Here is an 18,521-nt window from a genome sequence, read left to right as displayed (position 1 = left end):
GCCTTGCGGCCAGCGCGGTCGAGCGGGCATTTGGCTGAGAGCCTCGCGAAAGTCAAGCAAATCGGGGGCTTTGCTGACGGGTATTATGATACCATGGCGCTAGCGAGGCCAGGCGGCGACGTCACCGGGCTCGATGCGGACATGCGTGACGATCACCGTCTCGCGCGCCGCGGCGCCGGCGCCGCTGGTGTTGCGCACCGTGTCGATCGCGTCGGCGAGCATGCCGGTGCGCGGATCGAAGACGCGGTGACGATCGAGCGCGACCGTGCCGCTGCGCGCCGGCGCGGCGCCCTGGGCGGGGAGCGCGACCTCGGCCGAGGCGCGCGTGCGCACCCGCAACAGCCCGGCCGCGGCGGCTTCGGTGCTGCGGGTGCCGGCGAGCGTCACCGGCGTGCCGAACGGCGAGACGCCCGGCAGGCGGACCGGCGCGGCGGCGCCGGCGGGATCCCACGCGTCGGTCATGATCGCGGCGGTGACGAGCGTGGCGAGCAGCGCGCGCTGACGTTCGGCGGGAAGCGCGCGGAGCGGGCCGACCAGCCTGGCGGCGAGGCCATCGGCTTCTCCGGGCGCGAGGGGGCTGCGGCTCGCGGCGGCCGCGGCAATGCCCTGGCAGAGCTGGTCCCACAATGCGGTCATGTCGTCGACCGAGACGACGGTGCCGCTGGCGTCGAGGTGCAGCACCACGATGCGCCCGGCGAGCGCCGCGAGCCCGCGCTCGACGAGGCTGCCGAGTGCCTCGGGCGCGGCGCTGCTCTGGCGGACGAGGACGGCTTCGGCGCGAAAGCCTGCGCCCTCGCGGCTGAAGCGCACCAGCCGCTCGAGCCGGTATTGGCGCTCGCCCTGCGCGCTCTCGGTGCGCTCGCTGACGATGCGCAGCGGCGCATCGAGCGGCGGGGCGAAGGCCGGGGCCGCGACGCTCGCCTGGAGCAGGAGCGCGGCGACGAGCATCAGCCGGTCTCGCGCGCGACCCAGTCGCTCACCGCGACTGCCGCGGCCGCCGGCCATAGCGCGACCACCGGGAGGTCATAGGGATGGAGCGCCTCGATCCGTGCGCGCAGCCGCTCGGCCAGCTGCGGCGTCGTCTTGAACAGGGCGGGGACCTCGTCGCTGCGCGCGATCGCGCCCTGCCAGCGATAGATCGAGGTGCAGGGCGTGAGGATGTTCGCGCAGGCTGCGAGGCGGTCGGCGAGGACGGTTTCGGCGACGCTCTCGGCATCGCCGCGGCTGGGGAAGGTCGCGTAGAGAATCGCGACGTCGCTCATCCGCGCCGGCTGCCGATCACGTGCATGCCCCAGGTCGTGGCGATGACGAGCAGCGCGCCGGTGAGCTGGTGCAGCGCGGCGAGCGTGAGGTTCATTCCGCTCATCACCGTGGCGATGCCGAGCAGGATCTGCAGCCCGAACGCGCTGTGGATCGCGACCGAGGCGCGGCGATCGATCCGCCGGGCGGCGCGCGCGAGCACGACCAGCAGGGCGACGACGATCCAGGCCCACCAGCGATGGACGAAATGGACGATCGCCGGATCGTTGAACAAGGCATCGAGGACGGGCCGGCCCGCGACGGTGGCGCCGGGGAAGAAACGGCCGTTCATCAGCGGCCACTGATCGGTCACCAGCCCGGCGTTCAGCCCGGCGACCAGCGCGCCGAACAGCAACTGCACGAACAGGATCGCCCCGGCGAGCAGACCGAGCCCGGTCAGCCGGGCCGGACGCGCCTGCGGATTGCGGGCGAGCGCGCGCAGATCGAGCGCGGTCCAGACGATCCCGGCGAGCGTGAACAGGGCGACGAGCAGATGCACCGCGAGCCGGACATGGCTGACATCGGTGCGCACGCTGAGCCCCGACTGGACCATCCACCAGCCGATCGCGCCCTGCAGTCCGCCGAGCGCGAGCAGCGCGACCAGCCGCCAGCCATAGCCGTGCGGGATCCGCCGGCGCAGCGCGAACCAGAGCAGCGGCAGCGCGAAAGCAAGGCCGATCAGCCGGCCGAGCAGGCGGTGGAGATATTCCCAGAAGAAGATCGCCTTGAACCCGGCGAGCGTCATGCCCTGGTTGAGCTGCTGATATTCGGGGATGCGCCGGTAATTGGCGAATTCGGCCTGCCACTGTGCGTCGTTGAGCGGCGGGACGATCCCCGAGATCGGCTTCCACTGGGTGATCGACAGACCGGACTCGGTGAGCCGGGTGATACCCCCGATCACCACCATCGCGACGATCAGTGCGGCCACGAAGAACAGCCATGCGGCGAGAGTGCGGGGACGGGCGGTGGCGGAGGTCATCTGGAGCACCGCAGTGGTTTAGGCGCTGCCTTGGTCAAAAGCCAGCATCCGCGCGGGTCTGGCTCGACCAAGCTGGATCGATATGTAAGAATGATCTGATAAATAGAATGTCGGGAGAGTGCGATGCAAATCCTTCGCTACGCCGGTCTGGCGCTGCTCGTCGCCGTCAGCGCGCATGCCGCGGCGCAGGATCAGGATGGGACGCTCTATCGCTTTCAGCAGGACGGGCGGCCGCGCTGGGCGAGCCCCGAGAATCGCGAGGCGGCACGGGGCGCGGGCGGCCGGGAGAATCGTGGTGGCAAGGGCCATGCCTTCGACACACTGCCGGCGGGCGCCTCGATCACCCTCGCCGACATGCGCGGCGCCGGGATCATCGACCGAATGTGGATCACCACCGAGGATCGCTCGCCCGAGATGCTCCGCGGCCTGCGGCTCGACATCTACTGGGACGGCGCTGCGAAGCCGGCGGTGTCGGTGCCCCTCGGCGACTTTTTCGGCGCGGGCGCAGGCGCGCTGGTACCGATGGAGACCGCGCTGGTCGCGAGCCCGGAAGGGCGCTCCTATGTATCTTATCTGCCGATGCCGTTCCGCAAGGGCGCGCGCGTGGTCGTCACCAATGAATCGGGCAAGCAGCTCAACCTGATCTTCTGGGACGTCAACTATCGTGAGATGGCAGCGCCGCCGAAGGACGCGCTCTATCTCCACGCTTACTGGAGCCGCACCCGCGCGACCGCGCTCGGACGCGATTTCCAGGTGCTGCCGCGCGTCACGGGCAAGGGGCGCTTCCTCGGCTCGATCGTCACCACGCTCACCGATCCTGCTTATGGCAAGAGCTGGTGGGGCGAGGGCGAGGCCAAGATCTATCTCGACGGCGACGGCCCCAATGCGACACTCGTCGGGACCGGGACCGAGGATTATATCGGCACGGGCTGGGGACAGGGCGCCTATGTCAATCGCTTCCAGGGCTCGCTGGTGGCCGACGAGCCGCGCGGGCGCTGGACCTATTATCGCTTCCACGTGCCCGATCCGATCTTCTTCGATCGCGATGTGCGCGTCGACCTGCAACAGATCGGAGGCTGGCCCAAGGACAAGGTGATCGGCCTGCTCAACGCCGGCGCGAAGCTCAAGCCGGTGACGATCGATCCCGGCCAGCGCACCAATTTCCAGCAGCTGCTGAGCTCGGGCAAGCAAGTCACCGATCCCGGCCTGCCGAACGGCTGGACCAACTTCTATCGCAGCGACGACGTGTCGGCAGTGGCGTTCTTCTATCTCGACAAGCCGGTGAGCGATTTGCCCGCATTGGCGCCGGCGGCAGAGCGGCTGGCGGCGCTGCGCCCGCCCGCGCCGCCGGAAAAGAAGGCAGCGGAGCCGGGCAATCCGGGGCAATAGCGCGGCTCAGCTCTCGGGAAGCTGGAGCGGGGGCGGCGACGCCGGCCGCTTCATCGCGAGGTCGATGAGCGTCTCGAGCCGGATGAGCCGCTCGCGCGTCTCGATCGAATGGCGCCGGGCTTCTTCCGCGGTGGTCAGCGCCTGCTCGACTTTGTGCTGGAGGAGCGTGACCTGCTGAAGCGCGCGGAGCGCGTCGGTCCAGAAGCTCATTGGGCGGTGCCGCCAGCGAGCGCCGCGGACAGGGCGTTCCAGTCGATATCTGTCCGTGCGAGCAGTTCCTCGCGCACCTTCGCGCGATAGGCCTGCTCGTCGAACGCGCTGGCGGCGGCGCGCGTCGCTTCAAGCTCGGTCATCGCCGCCTCGGTGCGCGCATTCGCTTCCTCAAGCTGCGCCAGCAGATCGCGCATCAGCGCCTGTTCGGCAGGCGTCGGTTCGCTGTACCGTTCGGCGGCGGTGCGCATGAAGTCGCTGACGCTCATGTCGGCCGCCTCGGCATTGGCCGCGATCCGTCGCTTTTCGGCGGAGGAAACCAGCACCACCACCCGGCTCGATCGCGGATCGGAAAGCTGTGTAGCCATGTGCATGTACATAACATGCACATGTACGGTTTTCAATTTGGATCGTGGCCCGGGCCGGCGTTGCGGCTCAGCTCTTGCGCGTCCAATACGCCACGAAGCGGCTGCTGGCGCTGCTCGAACCTGATCCGCCGAAACCCATCGCACCGCTGGCGAGACCAAAGCGCGAGAGATCGTCACGAAGGGTGCTGCCCTGCACTTCCTGATAAACGCGGTTGAGCGCATCCGCGTTTGCGCCCTCCAGCACACCGGCGACCTCGCAGATTGTCGTGGCGCAGGTTACCCGAAGAGAATCCTTGGCCACGCCTGTGATGGCGGCGAACCGCAGCCTCAATTGTTGCTCCGTTCCGGGAGCCCAAGCGGCATCGCGTGTTTCGGCCCGCAGGCGCTCGTAGAACTTCGCCGGCGTGTCCACGGTCAAGCCAACGAGATCGCCAACCAGCGGATCGGGCGCCGCTTTGGGGGGATCTTGCGACGACAGGGTGAAGGCCAGCACGGCAGTAATCGCGATCGGAATCATGACGAGCAACTCCTTGCCTCTGCCGCCCGCAACACCCGGCGCGGCTTCCGGAGGCAAGGCTGTGCCGGGCGTATTCACCGGCGCCACTCCGATTTGCTCGTCCCGATTTTCTTGTGCCCAGTGCCGGGCCAATTCGCGGCTGCTACCCACCCCGGTCTTGCGCCGCGCCTCGCGCAGCCGCTCGTTGACCGAGCCGATCGAGCGGCCGGTGAGGCTGGCAATGCTCTTCGCGGTATGGCCCTGCGCCAGCAGGCCCAGCACTTCGCGCTCGGCAGGGTTCAGCGGCGATAGATCAGGCACGGGCTCCGTCGGTGACGACGGCTTCGTTGTACCGGAGCGCCTTGAGCACAGTGTCGACGATATGCTCGGCGTTGAGCCCGGCCTCGGCATATTGGAGCTCGGGCTTGTCCTGATCCTGGAAGGTGTCAGGCAGGCGCATCGTGCGGAGCTTGAGGCCTGCGTCGATCAGACCCTGGTCGCTCGCCATGGTCAGGACGTGCGCGCCGAGCCCGCCGATCGCGCCTTCCTCGACCGTCACCGCGACTTCGTGGCTGGTGAGCAGCCGGCGGATCAGATCCTCGTCGAGCGGCTTGGCGAAGCGCAGATCGGCGACGGTCGTCGAGAGCCCCTTGGCCTCGAGCGCATCGGCGGCCTTGATGGCCTCCGCCAGCCTTGTTCCCAGCGATAGAATCGCCACGGTCTTGCCCTCGCGCACCACGCGGCCCTTGCCGATCTCCAGCCGCTCGGGAACCGCGGGGAGCGCGATGCCGACCCCGTTGCCGCGCGGATAGCGCACCGCGATCGGGCCGTCGTCATGCAACGCCGCAGTGTGCGTCATATGGACTAGCTCGGCCTCGTCGGCCGCGGCCATCACAATAAAATTGGGAAGCGTCGCCAGATAGGTGACGTCGAAACTGCCGGCATGCGTCGCGCCATCGGCGCCGACCAGACCCGCGCGGTCGATCGCGAAGCGCACCGGCAGATTCTGAATCGCGACGTCATGGACGACCTGGTCATAGGCGCGCTGGAGGAAGGTCGAATAGATCGCGCAGAACGGCCGCATGCCCTGCGCGGCGAGTCCCGCAGCGAAGGTCACTGCGTGCTGCTCGGCGATGCCGACGTCGAAGGTACGGTCCGGATGCGCCTTGCCGAAGCGGTCGAGACCCGTCCCCGAGGGCATCGCCGCGGTGATCGCGATGATCCGCGGATCGGCATCGGCCTCCTTGATGAGCTGATCGGCGAAGACGTTCTGATAGGAAGGCGGTCCCGGCGGCGCCTTGGCCTGCGCGCCGGTGATCACGTCGAACTTCTGGACGCCGTGATATTTGTCCGCCGCCGCCTCGGCCGGGCCATAGCCCTTGCCCTTCTTGGTGACGACATGGACGAGGATCGGGCCATGCTCGCTGTCGCGCGCATTCTCGAGCACGGGGATGAGGTGATCGAGATTGTGGCCGTCGATCGGACCGACATAATAGAAGCCGAGCTCTTCGAAGAGCGTGCCGCCGGTGACCATCCCCCGGGCGAATTCCTCCGCTTTCTCGGCAGCGTTGTGGACCCGCTTCGAGATGCGGCGGATCGCACGCTTGGCGAGGCTGCGCAGGCCGAGATAGTTGGACGAGGAGACTGTCCGCGCGAGATAGGCGGAGAGTCCACCGACCGGCGGCGCGATCGACATGTCGTTGTCGTTGAGGATCACCACCAGGCGGTTGCCCGCGGCCTCGGCGTTGTTCATCGCCTCATAGGCCATGCCCGCGCTCATCGCCCCGTCGCCGATCACCGCGATGCCCTTGCCCGGGCGATCGGCGAGCTTGTTGGCGACCGCGAAGCCGAGCGCGGCCGAGATCGAGGTCGACGAGTGCGCGGCGCCGAACGGGTCGTATTCGCTCTCGCTGCGCTTGGTGAAGCCGGAGAGGCCGCCGCCCTGGCGCAGCGTGCGGATACGGTCACGGCGCCCGGTCAGGATCTTGTGCGGATAGCATTGATGGCCGACGTCCCAGATCAGCCGATCGTCGGGCGTGTCGAACACATAGTGGATCGCGACAGTGAGCTCGACGACGCCGAGTCCCGACCCGAGATGGCCGCCGGTGCTGCCCACCGCGCTGATCGTCTCGGCGCGCAGTTCGTCTGCGAGCTGGCGGAGGTCGGCGGGCTTCAGCTTGCGGAGGTCGTGGGGCGTGTCGACGGTGTCGAGCAACGGCGTGTTCGGAAGATCAGCCATTATGGGCACTTACTCCAGCACCTTGGCGGTGTCGATTGCCGGCGTGCGTGGTTGCGCGCCGCGGGGCCGTGGCATTGGCGGCCGGCGGCCGTCATGAGCGAAAGATGAGCTTTGGCTGAGCGCCGGTCAGTCTTCGCAGTCGGCGCACTTGCCGCGCACCTCGATCACCGGGCGCACCGGCGAGAAGCCCGCGCTCTTCGCCGCGGTGCGCACGGTCCTGGTGATCGTGTCGTCGTCGATATGGGTGGTCTGCCCGCACGTATCGCAGACGAGGAAGATGCAGTCGTGCAGACAATCGGGATGCGCGTTGGCGACATAGGCGTTGGCGCTCTCGACTCGCCGCGCGAGGTTCGAGCCGACGAACAGATCGAGGATGCGATAGACGCTGTTGGCGGCGACGCGGCGACCCTCGGCCTTCGACACCGACTCGGCGATGTCATAGGCGGAGGCCGGCTTGTCGAACCCGGCGAGCGCCTCGAACACGCGCTCGCGCATCGCCGTCCATTGCTCGCCCGATTTCTCGAGCGTCGCCTTAGCGGCGTGCGTCAGGTCGCGGCCATGATGCTCGTGATGATCGTGCGCGTGCATGGGACAGATTTAGGGAGCCGGGGGCTCCGCGGCAAGCTGGCTCAGTAGGTCGCGCGGCGGTTGAGATCGTGGCCGAGCGCGACGAGGCTGACGCCGATCAGCGTCCAGAAGATCTCGAAGCCGCCATGCGGGAGCGATAGCGCGCCCGCCATGATGCCGATTCCGAAGGCGCCGACCACTGCCGGGGCCATATAGCCGTGCGAGAGCACGCCCTTGCCGAGCGCGATGATGCCGAAGCCGATCGCGAGGGTGAGGCCGACTTCGTGGATCGCCGGATGGAGCAGCGCGCCGGCCGACGACAAAACGGTCAGCAATACCGTGGTCGCGACGCAATGGACGAGGCAAAGCCCGCTGAGCCCCATCGCGATGCGATCGAATCGCGCATCGATACCGCCCCAGAAGCGGACTAGTGGAAGACTCACCGGCATGCGCGTCATATAGGCCGGAATATATGAAGGTACAATATATCATCCGGCGAGCCGTTCGCCGCTGCGACGAATCGAATGCGGCGGCGCTGCGATGCTGTGCGGAAGGGGGTTGGGACGTAGGCCGAGTGACGCTCTAGGGCACGTCACCCGGCCACGCCCGCTACTACCTATGTAAGAGGTAGCGGCGCGTTTTCCACCCCGGCTGCGCCGGCGTGGAAGGTGATCGCGTCGAGGCGTGCAGACCTCATACGCGCTCACCATAATAATGCGCCTGCGCCGCCTCGGTTGCGCTCACCGCGAGCAGCGTGCGCGCATCGTTGGCCGAGCGCACCCGCCCGGTGCGATCGGAGGCGGCGTCGAGCACCTTGTCGAGCAGCGCCTGGCCTTCTTCCCACCAGCCGATGCCGCTGGCGGCGTTGAGATGGCCCTGCGGCCCGGCGTCGACGAAGAAGCTGCCCCAGCCCGAAGCGAGCCCGCGCGCCTTTTCGGGCGAGATCCACGGATCGTCGTTGCTCGCCACCACGATCGAGGGGAAGGGCAGCGGCCTGGTGGGGCTGGGCTGAAAGGCGGCGAGCTCGGGCCGCACGGTCTCGCGATCGACATCGGCGGGGGCGACGAGCAGCGCGCCGGCCACCGGCCAGCCAAAGGGCTGCCCCGAAAGCTCGGCCCACCACGCCACCGCGAGGCAGCCGAGGCTGTGCGCGGCGAGGACGACCGGGGCCTGGGCGTTGCGAATCGCCTGGTCGAGCTTGGTCACCCAGGTGTTGCGATGCGGCGAATCCCACATGCCGAGCTCGACCCGGTGGGTGTCGGGGCGTGACTGCTCCCAGAGCGTCTGCCAGTGCGAGGGCCCCGAGCCGCCGAGCCCGGGGACGGTGAGGATGATCGGCGATTCGGCGTCGATAGGCGAGAAGATAGACATTTGTTTCCACTCCGACGGAGGGAGGCCGGAATGGCTATTTATATCCTATCGAATTAGTGGGCAATAAGGGCTGCGCCGAATTGCTGCCCGGATGCGGCGAGGTGATTTCTACAAAAAAGTCCTCCCTCGCTTTAGCGGGGGAGGTGGCGCCGAAGGCGACGGAGGGGGCCTATCCCCAAGCGAACCGCGCGTGGAGAAGCCCCCTCCGTCACGCTGCGCGTGACACCTCCCCCGCTAAAGCGAGGGAGGATTGGATGGATCAGATGTGCAGCGCGCGTCCGTACGCCCCCAGCACCGATTCGTGCATCATCTCGCTCAAGGTCGGGTGCGGGAAGACCGTCTCCATCAGCTCGGCCTCGGTGGTCTCGAGCGTCTTGCCGATCGTATAGCCCTGGATCAGCTCTGTGACTTCGGCGCCGATCATGTGCGCGCCGAGCAGCTCGCCGGTCTTGGCGTCGAACACCGTCTTCACGAAGCCCTCGGCCTCGCCGAGCGCGATCGCCTTGCCGTTGCCGATGAAGGGGAAGTTGCCGACCTTGACCTCGTAGCCGGCCTCCTTGGCCTTGGCCTCGGTGAGGCCGACCGACGCGATCTGCGGATGGCAATAGGTGCAGCCCGGGATGTTGCGCGGGTCCATCGCGTGCGGATGCTTGCCGGCGATCGCCTCGACCGCGATCACGCCCTCGTGGCTGGCCTTGTGCGCGAGCCAGGGCGGCGCCGTGATGTCGCCGATCGCGTAGAGGCCGTCCACGTTGGTCTTGCAGGCCGGATCGGTCTCGAGGAAGCCGCGGTCGTTGACCTTCACCCCGAGCTCCTTGAGCCCGATATTCTCGGTGTTGGGCACGATTCCGATCGCGACGATGACGTGGCTATACTCGCCGGCGACGGGCTTGCCGTCCTTGCCGGTGATCGTCGCCTTCACGCCGCTCGCGCTCGCTTCGATCTTGTCGATCTTGGCGCTGGTGAGGATATTCATCCCCTGCTTCCTGAGCGCCTTTTCGAGGAAGGTGGACACGTCGGCATCCTCGACGGGGACGATGCGGTCGAGCATCTCGACCACGGTCACATCGGCGCCCATGTCATTGTAGAAGCTGGCGAACTCGATCCCGATCGCGCCCGAGCCGATGACCAGCAGCTTGGTCGGCATCTCGGGCGGGGTCATCGCGTGGCGATAGGTCCACACGCGCTTGCCGTCGGCAGGCAGGTTGGGCAGGTCGCGGGCACGCGCGCCGGTGGCGAGGAGGATGTTCTTGCCCTCGAGATCGGTCTTCTTGCCGTCCTTGTCGGTGACCTGGAGCTTGCCCTTGCCGGTGAGCTTGCCTTCGCCGAAATGCACCGCGATCTTGTTCTTCTTCATCAGGTGCGTGACGCCCTGATTGAGCTGCTTGGCGACGCCGCGCGAGCGCTTGACCACTGCCTCGATGTCCGCGCTGATCTTCTCGGCGGCGAGGCCGTAATCCTTGGCGTGCTGCATGTAGTGGAAGATCTCGGCCGAGCGGAGCAGCGCCTTGGTCGGGATGCAGCCCCAGTTGAGGCAGATGCCGCCGAGCAATTCGCGCTCGACGATCGCGACCTTGAGGCCGAGCTGCGCGCCGCGGATCGCGGCGACATAGCCGCCGGGCCCCGAGCCGAGGACGATGAGGTCGTATTGGTCAGCCAACGGATTGTTCCTCTTTCATTCGGCGAGCAGCACGCCCGCCGCGGCCCAGACCAGGCCGGTTATCATCCCCAAGATGGCGAGCATCACGGCGAACGCCACGGGTCCGCGCCAATCCTGTTTCGATCTTCGATTGCGCAGCCCCACCAGCGGCAGGCAGGCCAGGGGAGCAACCCCGATCGCCCCGGCCAGCGCGTAGCGCGGCCAAATGCCCGCCGGCAGCAATCCGCCCCACAGGCCGAGTTCCACGGTGGTGAAGCAGATCGCCGCCCAAGTCGCGACGAAGACCAGCGCCAGCGCGCCCGAGCGGAGCTTCGTGCCGGATCGCGTCACCAACCCGAGCAGCAACGCGATCGGCAGCGCGGCGAGGAAAGGCCTCAGCAGCGCCAGCGGAAGGGAATGCGGCCCGCCGCGCCACGTCATTGCCAGCGCGGTCAGCCCCCAGACCGCGACATAGGCCGAGACCAGCATCGCGATCAGCCGCGTGCATCCCTCCATGCCATGGTCGCTCGAACGCTGCGCCAGCCAGAGACCGACCACCCCGGCGAGGATGAGCGGCAGCAATGCCGTCAGCGGGGCGCCCGCCGCGAGAATCGCCGTGCCGATGGTCGCGGCGATGAAACCGGGAATCGCCAGCAGCGCGGCGCCGAACAGGATCAGGCCGATCGTCTGCAGCACGCGCCGCCCGATCGAGCCGGTCTTCGGCGGAGTGGCGCGCATCCAGTCGCGCATTGCCGCGACGATCGCAAAGGCCGCGAGCAACAGCGCGCCGCTCACCAGTGAGACGGTGACGGCGCGCTCGGCGGCCGATCCGGGCATCAGCGCGTGCCACCGTCCACGACCCTGGGCTGGCGGTGCTCGTCGATCGCGACGAAGACGAATTGCGCCTGCGTGACGAGGCAGCTTTCCTCGGAATGGCGCGCGCGGCGCCACGACTGGACGTCGATCGTCATCGAGGTGCGCCCCACCTTGACGATGTCGGCGAACACCGAGACTTCGTCGCCCACCGAGACGGGCGCGTGGAACTTCATCCCCTCCACCGCGACGGTGACTGCCCGCCCGCGCGCATGGCGCGCCGCGACCAGCCCGGCGGCAAGATCCATCTGCCCCATCAGCCAGCCGCCGAAGATGTCGCCATAGGCATTGGCGTCGGCCGGCATCGTGCTCACCCGTATCGCCGGTTGCTTGTCGATCGGCGGGGTCGCCGGCTCATCCATGGGCGGTATCCTCGGCGTTGGCGGCGAGCGGCGAGGCATCGTCGGTCACGGCGCGGCGCACCGGGCCGATGCCCATCACCACCACCGCCGCCATGCAGGCATAGGCGACGAGCCAGATGTCGTCGGTCGCGCGCGGATAGGACCAGGCGGCGGCGCGCGCGATCAGCGCCGCGGCGAACACGCCGATCAGGATGTGCGCGACCTCGAGCAGCACGCGCACCGACCTGTTCGCGGCGACATCGAGCCCGGCGGCGATGCGGATCACCTGGAGGAAGCCACGCATGGCCGCCGCCTCAGGCGATCATGCCCATCGGGGCTTCGACCAGCTCCTTGAACACCTTCATCAGCTCGGCGCCATCGGCGCCGTCGATCGCGCGATGATCGAAGCTGCCGGTCGCGGACATCACCGTGGCGATGCCGAGCGCGTCGTCGACGATGTACGGGCGCTTCTCGCCCGCGCCGATCGCCATGATCATCCCCTGCGGCGGATTGATCACCGCCTCGAACTGCTTGATCCCGAACATGCCCATGTTCGACAGCGACGCGGTGCCGCCCTGATATTCCTCGGGCTTGAGCTTGCCTTCCTTCGCGCGGCCGGCGAGGTCCTTCATCTGCGTCGAGATCGCTGAGACGCTGACGCCGGCGGCATCGCGGATGATCGGGGTGATCAGCCCGGTCGGGGTCGACACCGCGACCGAGACGTCGGCGCGGCTGTACTTGATCAGCTTGTCGCCGGTGTAGGTGACGTTGCACTTGGGCGTCTGGATCAGCGCGACGCCCAATGCCTTGATCAGCAGATCGTTGACCGAGAGCTTCACCCCGCGCGGCTCGAGCGCCTTGTTGAGCTCGCCACGCAGCTTGAGCAGCGCGTCGAGGCGGATGTCGACGGTGAGATAGATGTGCGGGATCGTCTGCTTCGACTCGGTGAGGCGGCGCGCGATCGTCTTGCGGATGTTGGAGAGCTTCTCTTCCTCGTGCGGGATGCTCTCGTCGTACCAGACCGGCTTGTGCTCGGCCGGCGCGGCGGCGGGCGCCGGAGCGCCGGTCGGAGCCGCGGCCGTGGGCTGCGCGGCAGGCGCGGCGCCGGGCTTCGCGCCCTCGAGATCGGCCTTGACGATGCGACCGTTCGGACCCGAGCCGGTCACGCCGGCAAGGTCGAGGCCCTTCTCGGCGGCGAGGCGCTTGGCGAGCGGGCTCGCCTTGATCCGCTCGCCGCTCGCGGCGGGCGCGGGCGCCGGGGTGGGCGTGGGGGCAGGCGTCGGAGTCGGAGTTGGCGCGGCTTCCGCCTTGGGCGCGGGCGCCGGAGTCGGCGCAGGCGAAGCGGCGGGCGCGGCGGCAGCGGAGACGTCCTCGCCTTCGCCGGCGATCACGGCGATCACCGTGCCGACCTTCACATTGTCGGTGCCCTCGGCGACGAGGATCTTGCCGATCACGCCTTCGTCGACGGCCTCGAACTCCATCGTCGCCTTGTCGGTCTCGATCTCGGCGAGGAGGTCGCCGGACTTCACCGTGTCGCCTTCCTTCACCAGCCATTTGGCGAGGGTACCCTCTTCCATCGTGGGCGAAAGCGCAGGCATTTTGATTTCGATCGACATGGAGGTTCCCGTCGTTGGTCCCTTGGGGGATAAGGCTCGCTCCCCCTTTGCCGCCGCTACGGCGTCGGTCAAGACCGTTGGGCTTGCGCGGGGCAGAATGAGCGGGCAGTCAACGCGTGGAACAGGGAATGCATCCATGCGCACCTATCTGGTGGTGATCGACGAAACGCCGGAATCGGAGATCGCGCTGCGCTTCGCGGCGCGGCGCGCGGTGAAGACCGGCGGCAGCGTCGAGATCCTCGCGCTCATCCCGCAGCAGGAATTCGTCCAGTGGGGCGGGGTGATGGCGACGATCGAGGAAGAGGCGCGCCAGCGCGCCGAGGCTTTGGTCACGCGTGCTGCGGGGACTCTGCTCACCGAATCGGGGCTCAAGCCCTCGATCACCGTGCGCGAGGGCGACGGCGCCAAGGTGGTCCGTGAGATGATCGCGGCCAATCGCGACATCGCCGCGCTGGTGCTCGGCGCCGCGCCGAGCGGCCCGCCGGGCAAGCTGGTCACCCATTTCAGTGGCGCCGATGCGGGGACGTTCAGCGTGCCGGTGATGATCATCCCCGGCTCGCTCGACGTCGCCGCGATCGACCGGCTGAGCTGACGCCGGAGACCCGATGCGCCTTGTTGCCGCCCTGCCGCTTCTGCTCGCCACCCCTGCCGTCGCGCAGACCCAACCCGATCCGGCGCGGCTCAAGGCGAACGTCGAGAAGCTGGTCGGCTTCGGCACCCGTCATACGCTCTCCGACACCGATCATCCGACTCGCGGCATCGGCGCGGCGCGGCGCTGGTTCGCCGGCGAACTGACGTGGATCGGCGCGGACTGCCGGTGCATCGAGATCGCGAACGTCGCCCGGACCTTCGTCAACGACCGCGCGCCCAAGGGCGTCGAGGTGGTCGATGTGCTCGGCTTCCAGCCGGGCCGCGACCCGAAACGCGTCGTCATCGTGATGGGCCATATCGACAGCCGTGTGAGCGATCCGATGAACGCCATTTCGGACGCGCCCGGTGCCAATGACGATGGCTCGGGAGTCGCGCTGGTGCTCGAGGCGGCGCGGATCCTGTCGAAGGAGAAGTTCGACGCGACGATCGTCTATGCCGCGCTCTCGGGCGAGGAGCAGGGGCTGTTCGGCGGCCAGCTGCTCGCCGAGACCGCTAAGGAGCGCGGCTGGACGGTCAGCGCGGTGCTCAACAACGATATCGTCGGCAACACAATCGGGCAGGATGGGGTGCGCGTCGCCGATCGGGTGCGCGTTTTCTCCGAGGGCATCCGTCAGGTCGAGTCGCTCGACGCGCAACTCGCCCGCCGCGCCGATGGCGGCGAGGATGACGGGCCGTCGCGCGCGCTGGCCAAGGCGATCGACGGCGTCGCGGGCGCGCTTCCCAAGGGTCTCGACGCCGTGCTGGTCCGCCGGCCCGACCGATTCGGACGCGGCGGCGATCATTCGCCCTTCCTCAAGCTGGGTTATCCGGCGGTGCGCTTCACGGTGGGCGTCGAGAATTACGACGCGCAGCATCAGGATCTGCGCACCGAGAAGGGCCGGGTCTATGGCGACACCGTCGACCGGATGGATTTCGGCTATCTTGCCAAGGTGACGGCGATCAACGTCGCGACGATCCGCCGGCTGGCACAGGCGCCCGCCGCGCCGGCGCGGGTGACGATCGGCGGCGCGCTGGCCCGCGACACCTCGGTGGCGTGGGATCCGGTGCCGGGCGCCTTGGGCTACCGCGTCCATTGGCGCCGCGCCGACGCGCAGGACTGGCAGCACCATGTCGACGTCAAGGCGAACCAGGCCACGCTGGAGGGCGTGGTGGTCGACGACCATTTCGTCGGCGTCTCGGCGTTGGGGGCCGATGGGTCGGAGAGCCTGGTGACCTTCGGCGGCCGCCAGCGCTAGAGGCCGGTCAGGACGTCATCCCCGCGAACGCGGGTCCCCCTTGGCGCAAGTCGACGGCGTTTGCCGCGGGCTTGCGAGATGGGCCCCCGCTTTCGCGGGGGGTGACGAAATAGGGTGACTCGAAGCCGCGCCTCAGCGGCAGCCGCAGCTGACGCGCTTGCGCACCAGCCGCTTGGTCGGGCGGCGCCACGTCCTCGTCGACACGCGCTCGACATATTCGGTCACGGTGGTCGTGGTCGTCGCGCCGGGGATGACCACCACGGTCGTCCCTGCGCCATAGTTGCCGACCCATGCGCCGTTTTGCCACGTCATGCCCGAATAACCGCCTTGCCAGCCGCCGCAGAATTGCGGGCAGGCCGGGGCCATTTGCACCATCGGCGGCGGCGCCACCGATGGTGCATACCCCCCCGGGTACGGGCCATGATAGGGCGCCGGCTCGGCAAAAGGCGGCGGGGACGGCGGCATGTCGTGGCGCCGCGGGCCGTCGTCATAATAATAGTCATCAGGATCGACCGGCTCGATCCGCGGCGCGGGATAGGGCGCGCCTAGCCCCGCGCGGCTCTCGGCGCTGGCTAAGCCGGCGCTCGCGCTCGCCGCCGCGCCGCCCCAGGCGATGCCGTCGATCGAATCCCAGACCCGGCCGTCACGGTCGACGAGCACCGCGTCGTCATAATAGCGCACCCAGCCATAGCCGTGCGGCGGCGCGGCGAGCCCGAAGCTCAGATAATCGTCGATGCGAAAATCCTGCTCCCGCCAAAAGCCCGGGAGCGTGCCGCCGCGGTGCATCCGGCGATAGGCGTTCCAGCCGCCCGGCGCGCGGAAACCCGCTTCCCAGCGCCCGTCGACCATCTGCCAGCGATGGCGATCGTTCCGCGTCACCTGCGGCGCGCTGTGCCGGGGCATCACCACCCAGCGGCCATCCTGCCACACGCGCTGCGCCATCGCGGGCGTCGCGCCCGCGATCCCGGCGATCACCGCCGCTGCCAAGCAATAGCTGCGCACTTCGCTCACTCCTTCGTGCAAGCCCCCATGCTCGCGCTTGCGAAGAAGTAACCGTTACGCCGCGCGCACGAAATCGCGCGGCGGGCCCGAAGCTGTCCCAATGCGGGGCAGCGTCCCGTCGCGAGATTCAGCCGGCGATGCGCGGGGCGAGGATCCGCATCAACGCCTCGCAGCCGGCGGCGTCGCCGGCATCGAAGCGCGCCGGCAACGGGCTGTCGAGATCGAGCACGCCGAGCAACGCGCCCTGGTGGACGATCGGGACCACCAGCTCGGAGCGGCTCGCCGCATCGCAGGCGATATGGCCGGGGAAGGCGTGGACATCCTCGACCAGCTGGGTCTCGCGGCTCGCCGCGGCAGCGCCGCACACGCCCTTGCCGAACGGGATGCGGATGCACGCCGCCTTGCCCTGGAACGGGCCGAGCACCAGCTCGCCGCCGACATTGCGATAGAAGCCGGACCAGTTGAGATCGGGCAGATACTGGCCGATCAGCGCCGAGACATTGGCCATGTTGGCGATGGCGTCGGGCTCGTCGGCGGTGAGCGAGTCGAGCGCGGCGGCGAGGTCGCGATAGAGCTCGGATTTGGAGCCGGCGGCGATGTCGAAGCTGTACATGGCGCCTAGCTAGTCGTTCGTGCCCGGCGCTTCCAGCAGCGCGGCGAGGTTTTCGAGCGACGAGGCGAGCCCGGCGGCATGATCCTCGGCGGAGATGCCGGCAGGCACGTCGCGGCATTCGATCGCGACCTCGGTGCCGCCGGGCAGATCGCGCAGCACCCATTCCATGATCATCGTGCCGGCAAAGGCGGGGTCGTTCGATTCGAAATCAGCGGACTGGACGACCCGCTCGCCGGGCTCGAGCGCAACGAACCGGCCTTCGATCACGTCCTCGCCACCGCCCGATTTGCCCGCCTCGTCCGCGTCGAGATAGCGCAGGATCATCCGGTAGCGTCCGCCGGGCCGCGCGTCGAAAGCCTCGAAGCGCCCCGTCATGCCCGCGGGCGGCAGCCAGCGAACCAGCAGATCGGCATCGGTCAGCGCGCGATAGACCGTGGCGCGGCGGGCGGCGACGATGCGCGTGGCGCGATCGGTGCGCCCGGCCATCAATCCAGCCGTACCCTGCCGCGCCCGGCCTTCACTTCGCTGCGGCCTTTCTTGGCATCGACCCGGCGGGCCTTGGCGGCCTTGCTCGGCTTGGTCTTCACCCGGCGCGCCTGGCGTTCGTGCGCCTTGTCGATCAGCTCGGCGACGCGCTCGCGGGCATCGGCGCGGTTGGCCTCCTGCGTGCGGAACTTGCGCGCGGTGATCACCAACTCGCCGGTGCCGGTCATCTTGCTGCCCGCCAGCGTCTTGAGCTGCTGATAGGCATAAGGTGGCAGCCCTAGCGCGAAGACGTTGATGCGCAGCTGCACCGCAGTCGCGACCTTGTTGACGTTCTGCCCGCCCGGCCCCGAGGCGGCGAGGAACTTCTCCTCGACGATCGCCTCGTCCGGAATCTCAGCCACGGCCGAAGCCGATATTGTGGAAGCGCGCCGGCAGCGGCGCCTCGGCATGGACGTCGGGCTTGCCCTCGCGCGGCACGGTCAGCGCGGCGGCGTGGAGCATCACCGCCGGGCCGCCCTTGCCATAGACCGGGTCGCCGAGGATCGGCAGGCCGAGTCCTTCGGCGGCATGGACGCGGATCTGATGGGTGCGGCCGGTTTCGGGGAAGAAGGCGAGCATCGCTTTGCCGCCGACGCGCTCGACGACTTCCCAGCGAGTGCGCGCGGGCTTGCCGCCGGGATCGCCGGTCATCCGCCAGCCGGCCTCGGCGCTCGATATCTTGGCGAGCGGCAAGTCGATCGTGCCGCTGTCTTCGCCGGGTTCGCCGTCGAGGATCGCGAGGTAGCGCTTGACCACGGTGCCCGCCTCGAACGCCTGGCCGAAGCGCTTGTGCGCCTTGGGGTTGCGCGCGAGCAACAGGCAGCCGCTGGTGTCTCGATCGAGCCGGTGGACGGGGAGCGGCAGCCGGCGGAAGCCGAAGGTCAGCTGGTCGAGCAGGTCCTCGAGGCTTTCCGAGCGGTCGCGCGGGCGATCGACCGGCAGCCCCGCGGGCTTGTCGATCACGATCGCCTCGCCATCGATGAAGAGTACACGGTCCTGGAACATGCCCCGCCCATGCCACCGGCGGCGCACAAGCGCCAGCGGCTGCGCGATATCGGCGCGCGTGGATGATCCTTTCAGCCTGCCCGGCGTTTCGCAAAGGATGCCA

23 protein-coding genes are annotated in these 18,521 nt (G+C 68.5%); 3 read left to right on the top strand and 20 right to left on the bottom strand.

Going from position 1 to position 18,521, the window contains the following annotated elements; genetic code table 11:
- Positions 1 to 99: 99 nt before the first annotated feature.
- Genes E5A74_RS17415 through E5A74_RS17405 form a run of 3 tightly spaced genes read right to left on the bottom strand, consistent with a single transcriptional unit; the run spans position 100 to position 2,278 of the window.
- Entirely contained in the window at positions 100 to 948 is an 849-nt protein-coding gene (locus E5A74_RS17415; protein WP_135986900.1) for a hypothetical protein, read from the bottom strand.
- Positions 948 to 1,262: a divalent-cation tolerance protein CutA gene (gene cutA / locus E5A74_RS17410; protein WP_135986899.1), complete on the bottom strand. Its 315-nt coding sequence runs from the start codon at positions 1,260 to 1,262 to the stop codon at positions 948 to 950. Before cutA ends, E5A74_RS17415 begins: the two co-directional genes overlap by 1 nt.
- Entirely contained in the window at positions 1,259 to 2,278 is a 1,020-nt protein-coding gene (locus tag E5A74_RS17405) for a COX15/CtaA family protein (RefSeq protein ID WP_135986939.1), read from the bottom strand. The genes cutA and E5A74_RS17405 overlap by 4 nt, the downstream gene beginning before the upstream one ends.
- 123 nt (positions 2,279 to 2,401) lie before the next feature.
- Here E5A74_RS17405 and E5A74_RS17400 point away from each other — a divergent pair, with 123 nt between their 5' ends.
- Positions 2,402 to 3,667 carry a glycoside hydrolase family 172 protein gene (locus E5A74_RS17400; protein ID WP_135986898.1) on the top strand — a complete coding sequence of 422 codons (1,266 nt, stop codon included), beginning with the start codon at positions 2,402 to 2,404 and terminating at the stop codon, positions 3,665 to 3,667.
- Between the two features lie 6 nt (positions 3,668 to 3,673).
- Here the strand turns inward: E5A74_RS17400 and E5A74_RS17395 are convergent, their stop codons facing one another.
- The 12 genes from E5A74_RS17395 to E5A74_RS17340 form a co-directional block, all read right to left on the bottom strand.
- Positions 3,674 to 3,877 (bottom strand): hypothetical protein, encoded by a 204-nt coding sequence (locus E5A74_RS17395; protein WP_135986897.1) that lies wholly within the window; start codon positions 3,875 to 3,877, stop codon positions 3,674 to 3,676.
- Positions 3,874 to 4,245 (bottom strand): plasmid mobilization protein, encoded by a 372-nt coding sequence (locus E5A74_RS17390; RefSeq protein WP_135986896.1) that lies wholly within the window; start codon positions 4,243 to 4,245, stop codon positions 3,874 to 3,876. The genes E5A74_RS17395 and E5A74_RS17390 overlap by 4 nt, the downstream gene beginning before the upstream one ends.
- Positions 4,246 to 4,312: 67 nt before the next feature.
- Entirely contained in the window at positions 4,313 to 5,062 is a 750-nt protein-coding gene (locus tag E5A74_RS17385) for a helix-turn-helix domain-containing protein (RefSeq protein WP_240699867.1), read from the bottom strand.
- Complete coding sequence (dxs, locus tag E5A74_RS17380; protein ID WP_135986894.1) at positions 5,055 to 6,980, bottom strand: 1-deoxy-D-xylulose-5-phosphate synthase; 1,926 nt, start codon at positions 6,978 to 6,980, stop codon at positions 5,055 to 5,057. The genes E5A74_RS17385 and dxs overlap by 8 nt, the downstream gene beginning before the upstream one ends.
- Before the next feature lie 126 nt (positions 6,981 to 7,106).
- Positions 7,107 to 7,568, bottom strand: a complete 462-nt coding sequence (locus tag E5A74_RS17375) for a Fur family transcriptional regulator (RefSeq protein WP_135986893.1) — start codon at positions 7,566 to 7,568, stop codon at positions 7,107 to 7,109.
- Between the two features lie 41 nt (positions 7,569 to 7,609).
- Complete coding sequence (locus E5A74_RS17370) at positions 7,610 to 7,996, bottom strand: MerC domain-containing protein (RefSeq protein ID WP_240699866.1); 387 nt, start codon at positions 7,994 to 7,996, stop codon at positions 7,610 to 7,612.
- A 244-nt stretch (positions 7,997 to 8,240) separates the two neighbouring features.
- Positions 8,241 to 8,918 carry an RBBP9/YdeN family alpha/beta hydrolase gene (locus E5A74_RS17365; RefSeq protein WP_135986891.1) on the bottom strand — a complete coding sequence of 226 codons (678 nt, stop codon included), beginning with the start codon at positions 8,916 to 8,918 and terminating at the stop codon, positions 8,241 to 8,243.
- A gap of 259 nt (positions 8,919 to 9,177) precedes the next feature.
- The gene (gene lpdA / locus E5A74_RS17360) at positions 9,178 to 10,578 is read right to left on the bottom strand and encodes a dihydrolipoyl dehydrogenase (RefSeq protein WP_135986890.1); all 1,401 of its coding nucleotides are present in this window, start codon (positions 10,576 to 10,578) and stop codon (positions 9,178 to 9,180) included.
- A 15-nt stretch (positions 10,579 to 10,593) separates the two neighbouring features.
- Positions 10,594 to 11,394 carry a hypothetical protein gene (locus E5A74_RS17355; RefSeq protein WP_135986889.1) on the bottom strand — a complete coding sequence of 267 codons (801 nt, stop codon included), beginning with the start codon at positions 11,392 to 11,394 and terminating at the stop codon, positions 10,594 to 10,596.
- Positions 11,394 to 11,792: an acyl-CoA thioesterase gene (locus tag E5A74_RS17350; protein WP_135986888.1), complete on the bottom strand. Its 399-nt coding sequence runs from the start codon at positions 11,790 to 11,792 to the stop codon at positions 11,394 to 11,396. The genes E5A74_RS17355 and E5A74_RS17350 overlap by 1 nt, the downstream gene beginning before the upstream one ends.
- Positions 11,785 to 12,075, bottom strand: a complete 291-nt coding sequence (locus E5A74_RS17345; RefSeq protein ID WP_240699865.1) for a hypothetical protein — start codon at positions 12,073 to 12,075, stop codon at positions 11,785 to 11,787. The genes E5A74_RS17350 and E5A74_RS17345 overlap by 8 nt, the downstream gene beginning before the upstream one ends.
- Positions 12,076 to 12,085: 10 nt before the next feature.
- The gene (locus E5A74_RS17340; RefSeq protein WP_135986887.1) at positions 12,086 to 13,387 is read right to left on the bottom strand and encodes a pyruvate dehydrogenase complex dihydrolipoamide acetyltransferase; all 1,302 of its coding nucleotides are present in this window, start codon (positions 13,385 to 13,387) and stop codon (positions 12,086 to 12,088) included.
- A 136-nt stretch (positions 13,388 to 13,523) separates the two neighbouring features.
- Between E5A74_RS17340 and E5A74_RS17335 the strand changes: the two genes are divergently transcribed.
- Positions 13,524 to 13,979 (top strand): universal stress protein, encoded by a 456-nt coding sequence (locus tag E5A74_RS17335; protein ID WP_135986886.1) that lies wholly within the window; start codon positions 13,524 to 13,526, stop codon positions 13,977 to 13,979.
- A 13-nt stretch (positions 13,980 to 13,992) separates the two neighbouring features.
- Positions 13,993 to 15,273, top strand: a complete 1,281-nt coding sequence (locus E5A74_RS17330; RefSeq protein ID WP_135986885.1) for a M20/M25/M40 family metallo-hydrolase — start codon at positions 13,993 to 13,995, stop codon at positions 15,271 to 15,273.
- Positions 15,274 to 15,405: 132 nt separating this feature from the next.
- Here E5A74_RS17330 and E5A74_RS17325 read toward each other — a convergent pair whose 3' ends face one another.
- The 5 genes from E5A74_RS17325 to E5A74_RS17305 form a co-directional block, all read right to left on the bottom strand.
- Positions 15,406 to 16,275: an RcnB family protein gene (locus E5A74_RS17325; RefSeq protein WP_135986884.1), complete on the bottom strand. Its 870-nt coding sequence runs from the start codon at positions 16,273 to 16,275 to the stop codon at positions 15,406 to 15,408.
- A gap of 127 nt (positions 16,276 to 16,402) precedes the next feature.
- Positions 16,403 to 16,888, bottom strand: coding sequence for a GAF domain-containing protein (locus E5A74_RS17320; RefSeq protein WP_135986883.1), 486 nt, complete (start codon positions 16,886 to 16,888; stop codon positions 16,403 to 16,405).
- A gap of 9 nt (positions 16,889 to 16,897) precedes the next feature.
- Complete coding sequence (locus tag E5A74_RS17315) at positions 16,898 to 17,374, bottom strand: SRPBCC family protein (protein WP_135986882.1); 477 nt, start codon at positions 17,372 to 17,374, stop codon at positions 16,898 to 16,900.
- Positions 17,374 to 17,775, bottom strand: coding sequence for an alternative ribosome rescue aminoacyl-tRNA hydrolase ArfB (arfB, locus tag E5A74_RS17310; RefSeq protein ID WP_135986881.1), 402 nt, complete (start codon positions 17,773 to 17,775; stop codon positions 17,374 to 17,376). Before arfB ends, E5A74_RS17315 begins: the two co-directional genes overlap by 1 nt.
- Complete coding sequence (locus E5A74_RS17305; protein WP_135986880.1) at positions 17,768 to 18,418, bottom strand: RluA family pseudouridine synthase; 651 nt, start codon at positions 18,416 to 18,418, stop codon at positions 17,768 to 17,770. Before E5A74_RS17305 ends, arfB begins: the two co-directional genes overlap by 8 nt.
- Positions 18,419 to 18,521 lie beyond the last annotated feature (103 nt).

Source organism: Sphingomonas naasensis, assembly GCF_004792695.1.
Classification (GTDB): domain Bacteria; phylum Pseudomonadota; class Alphaproteobacteria; order Sphingomonadales; family Sphingomonadaceae; genus Sphingomonas; species Sphingomonas naasensis.
This window is presented reverse-complemented; position numbering and strand designations above follow the sequence as displayed.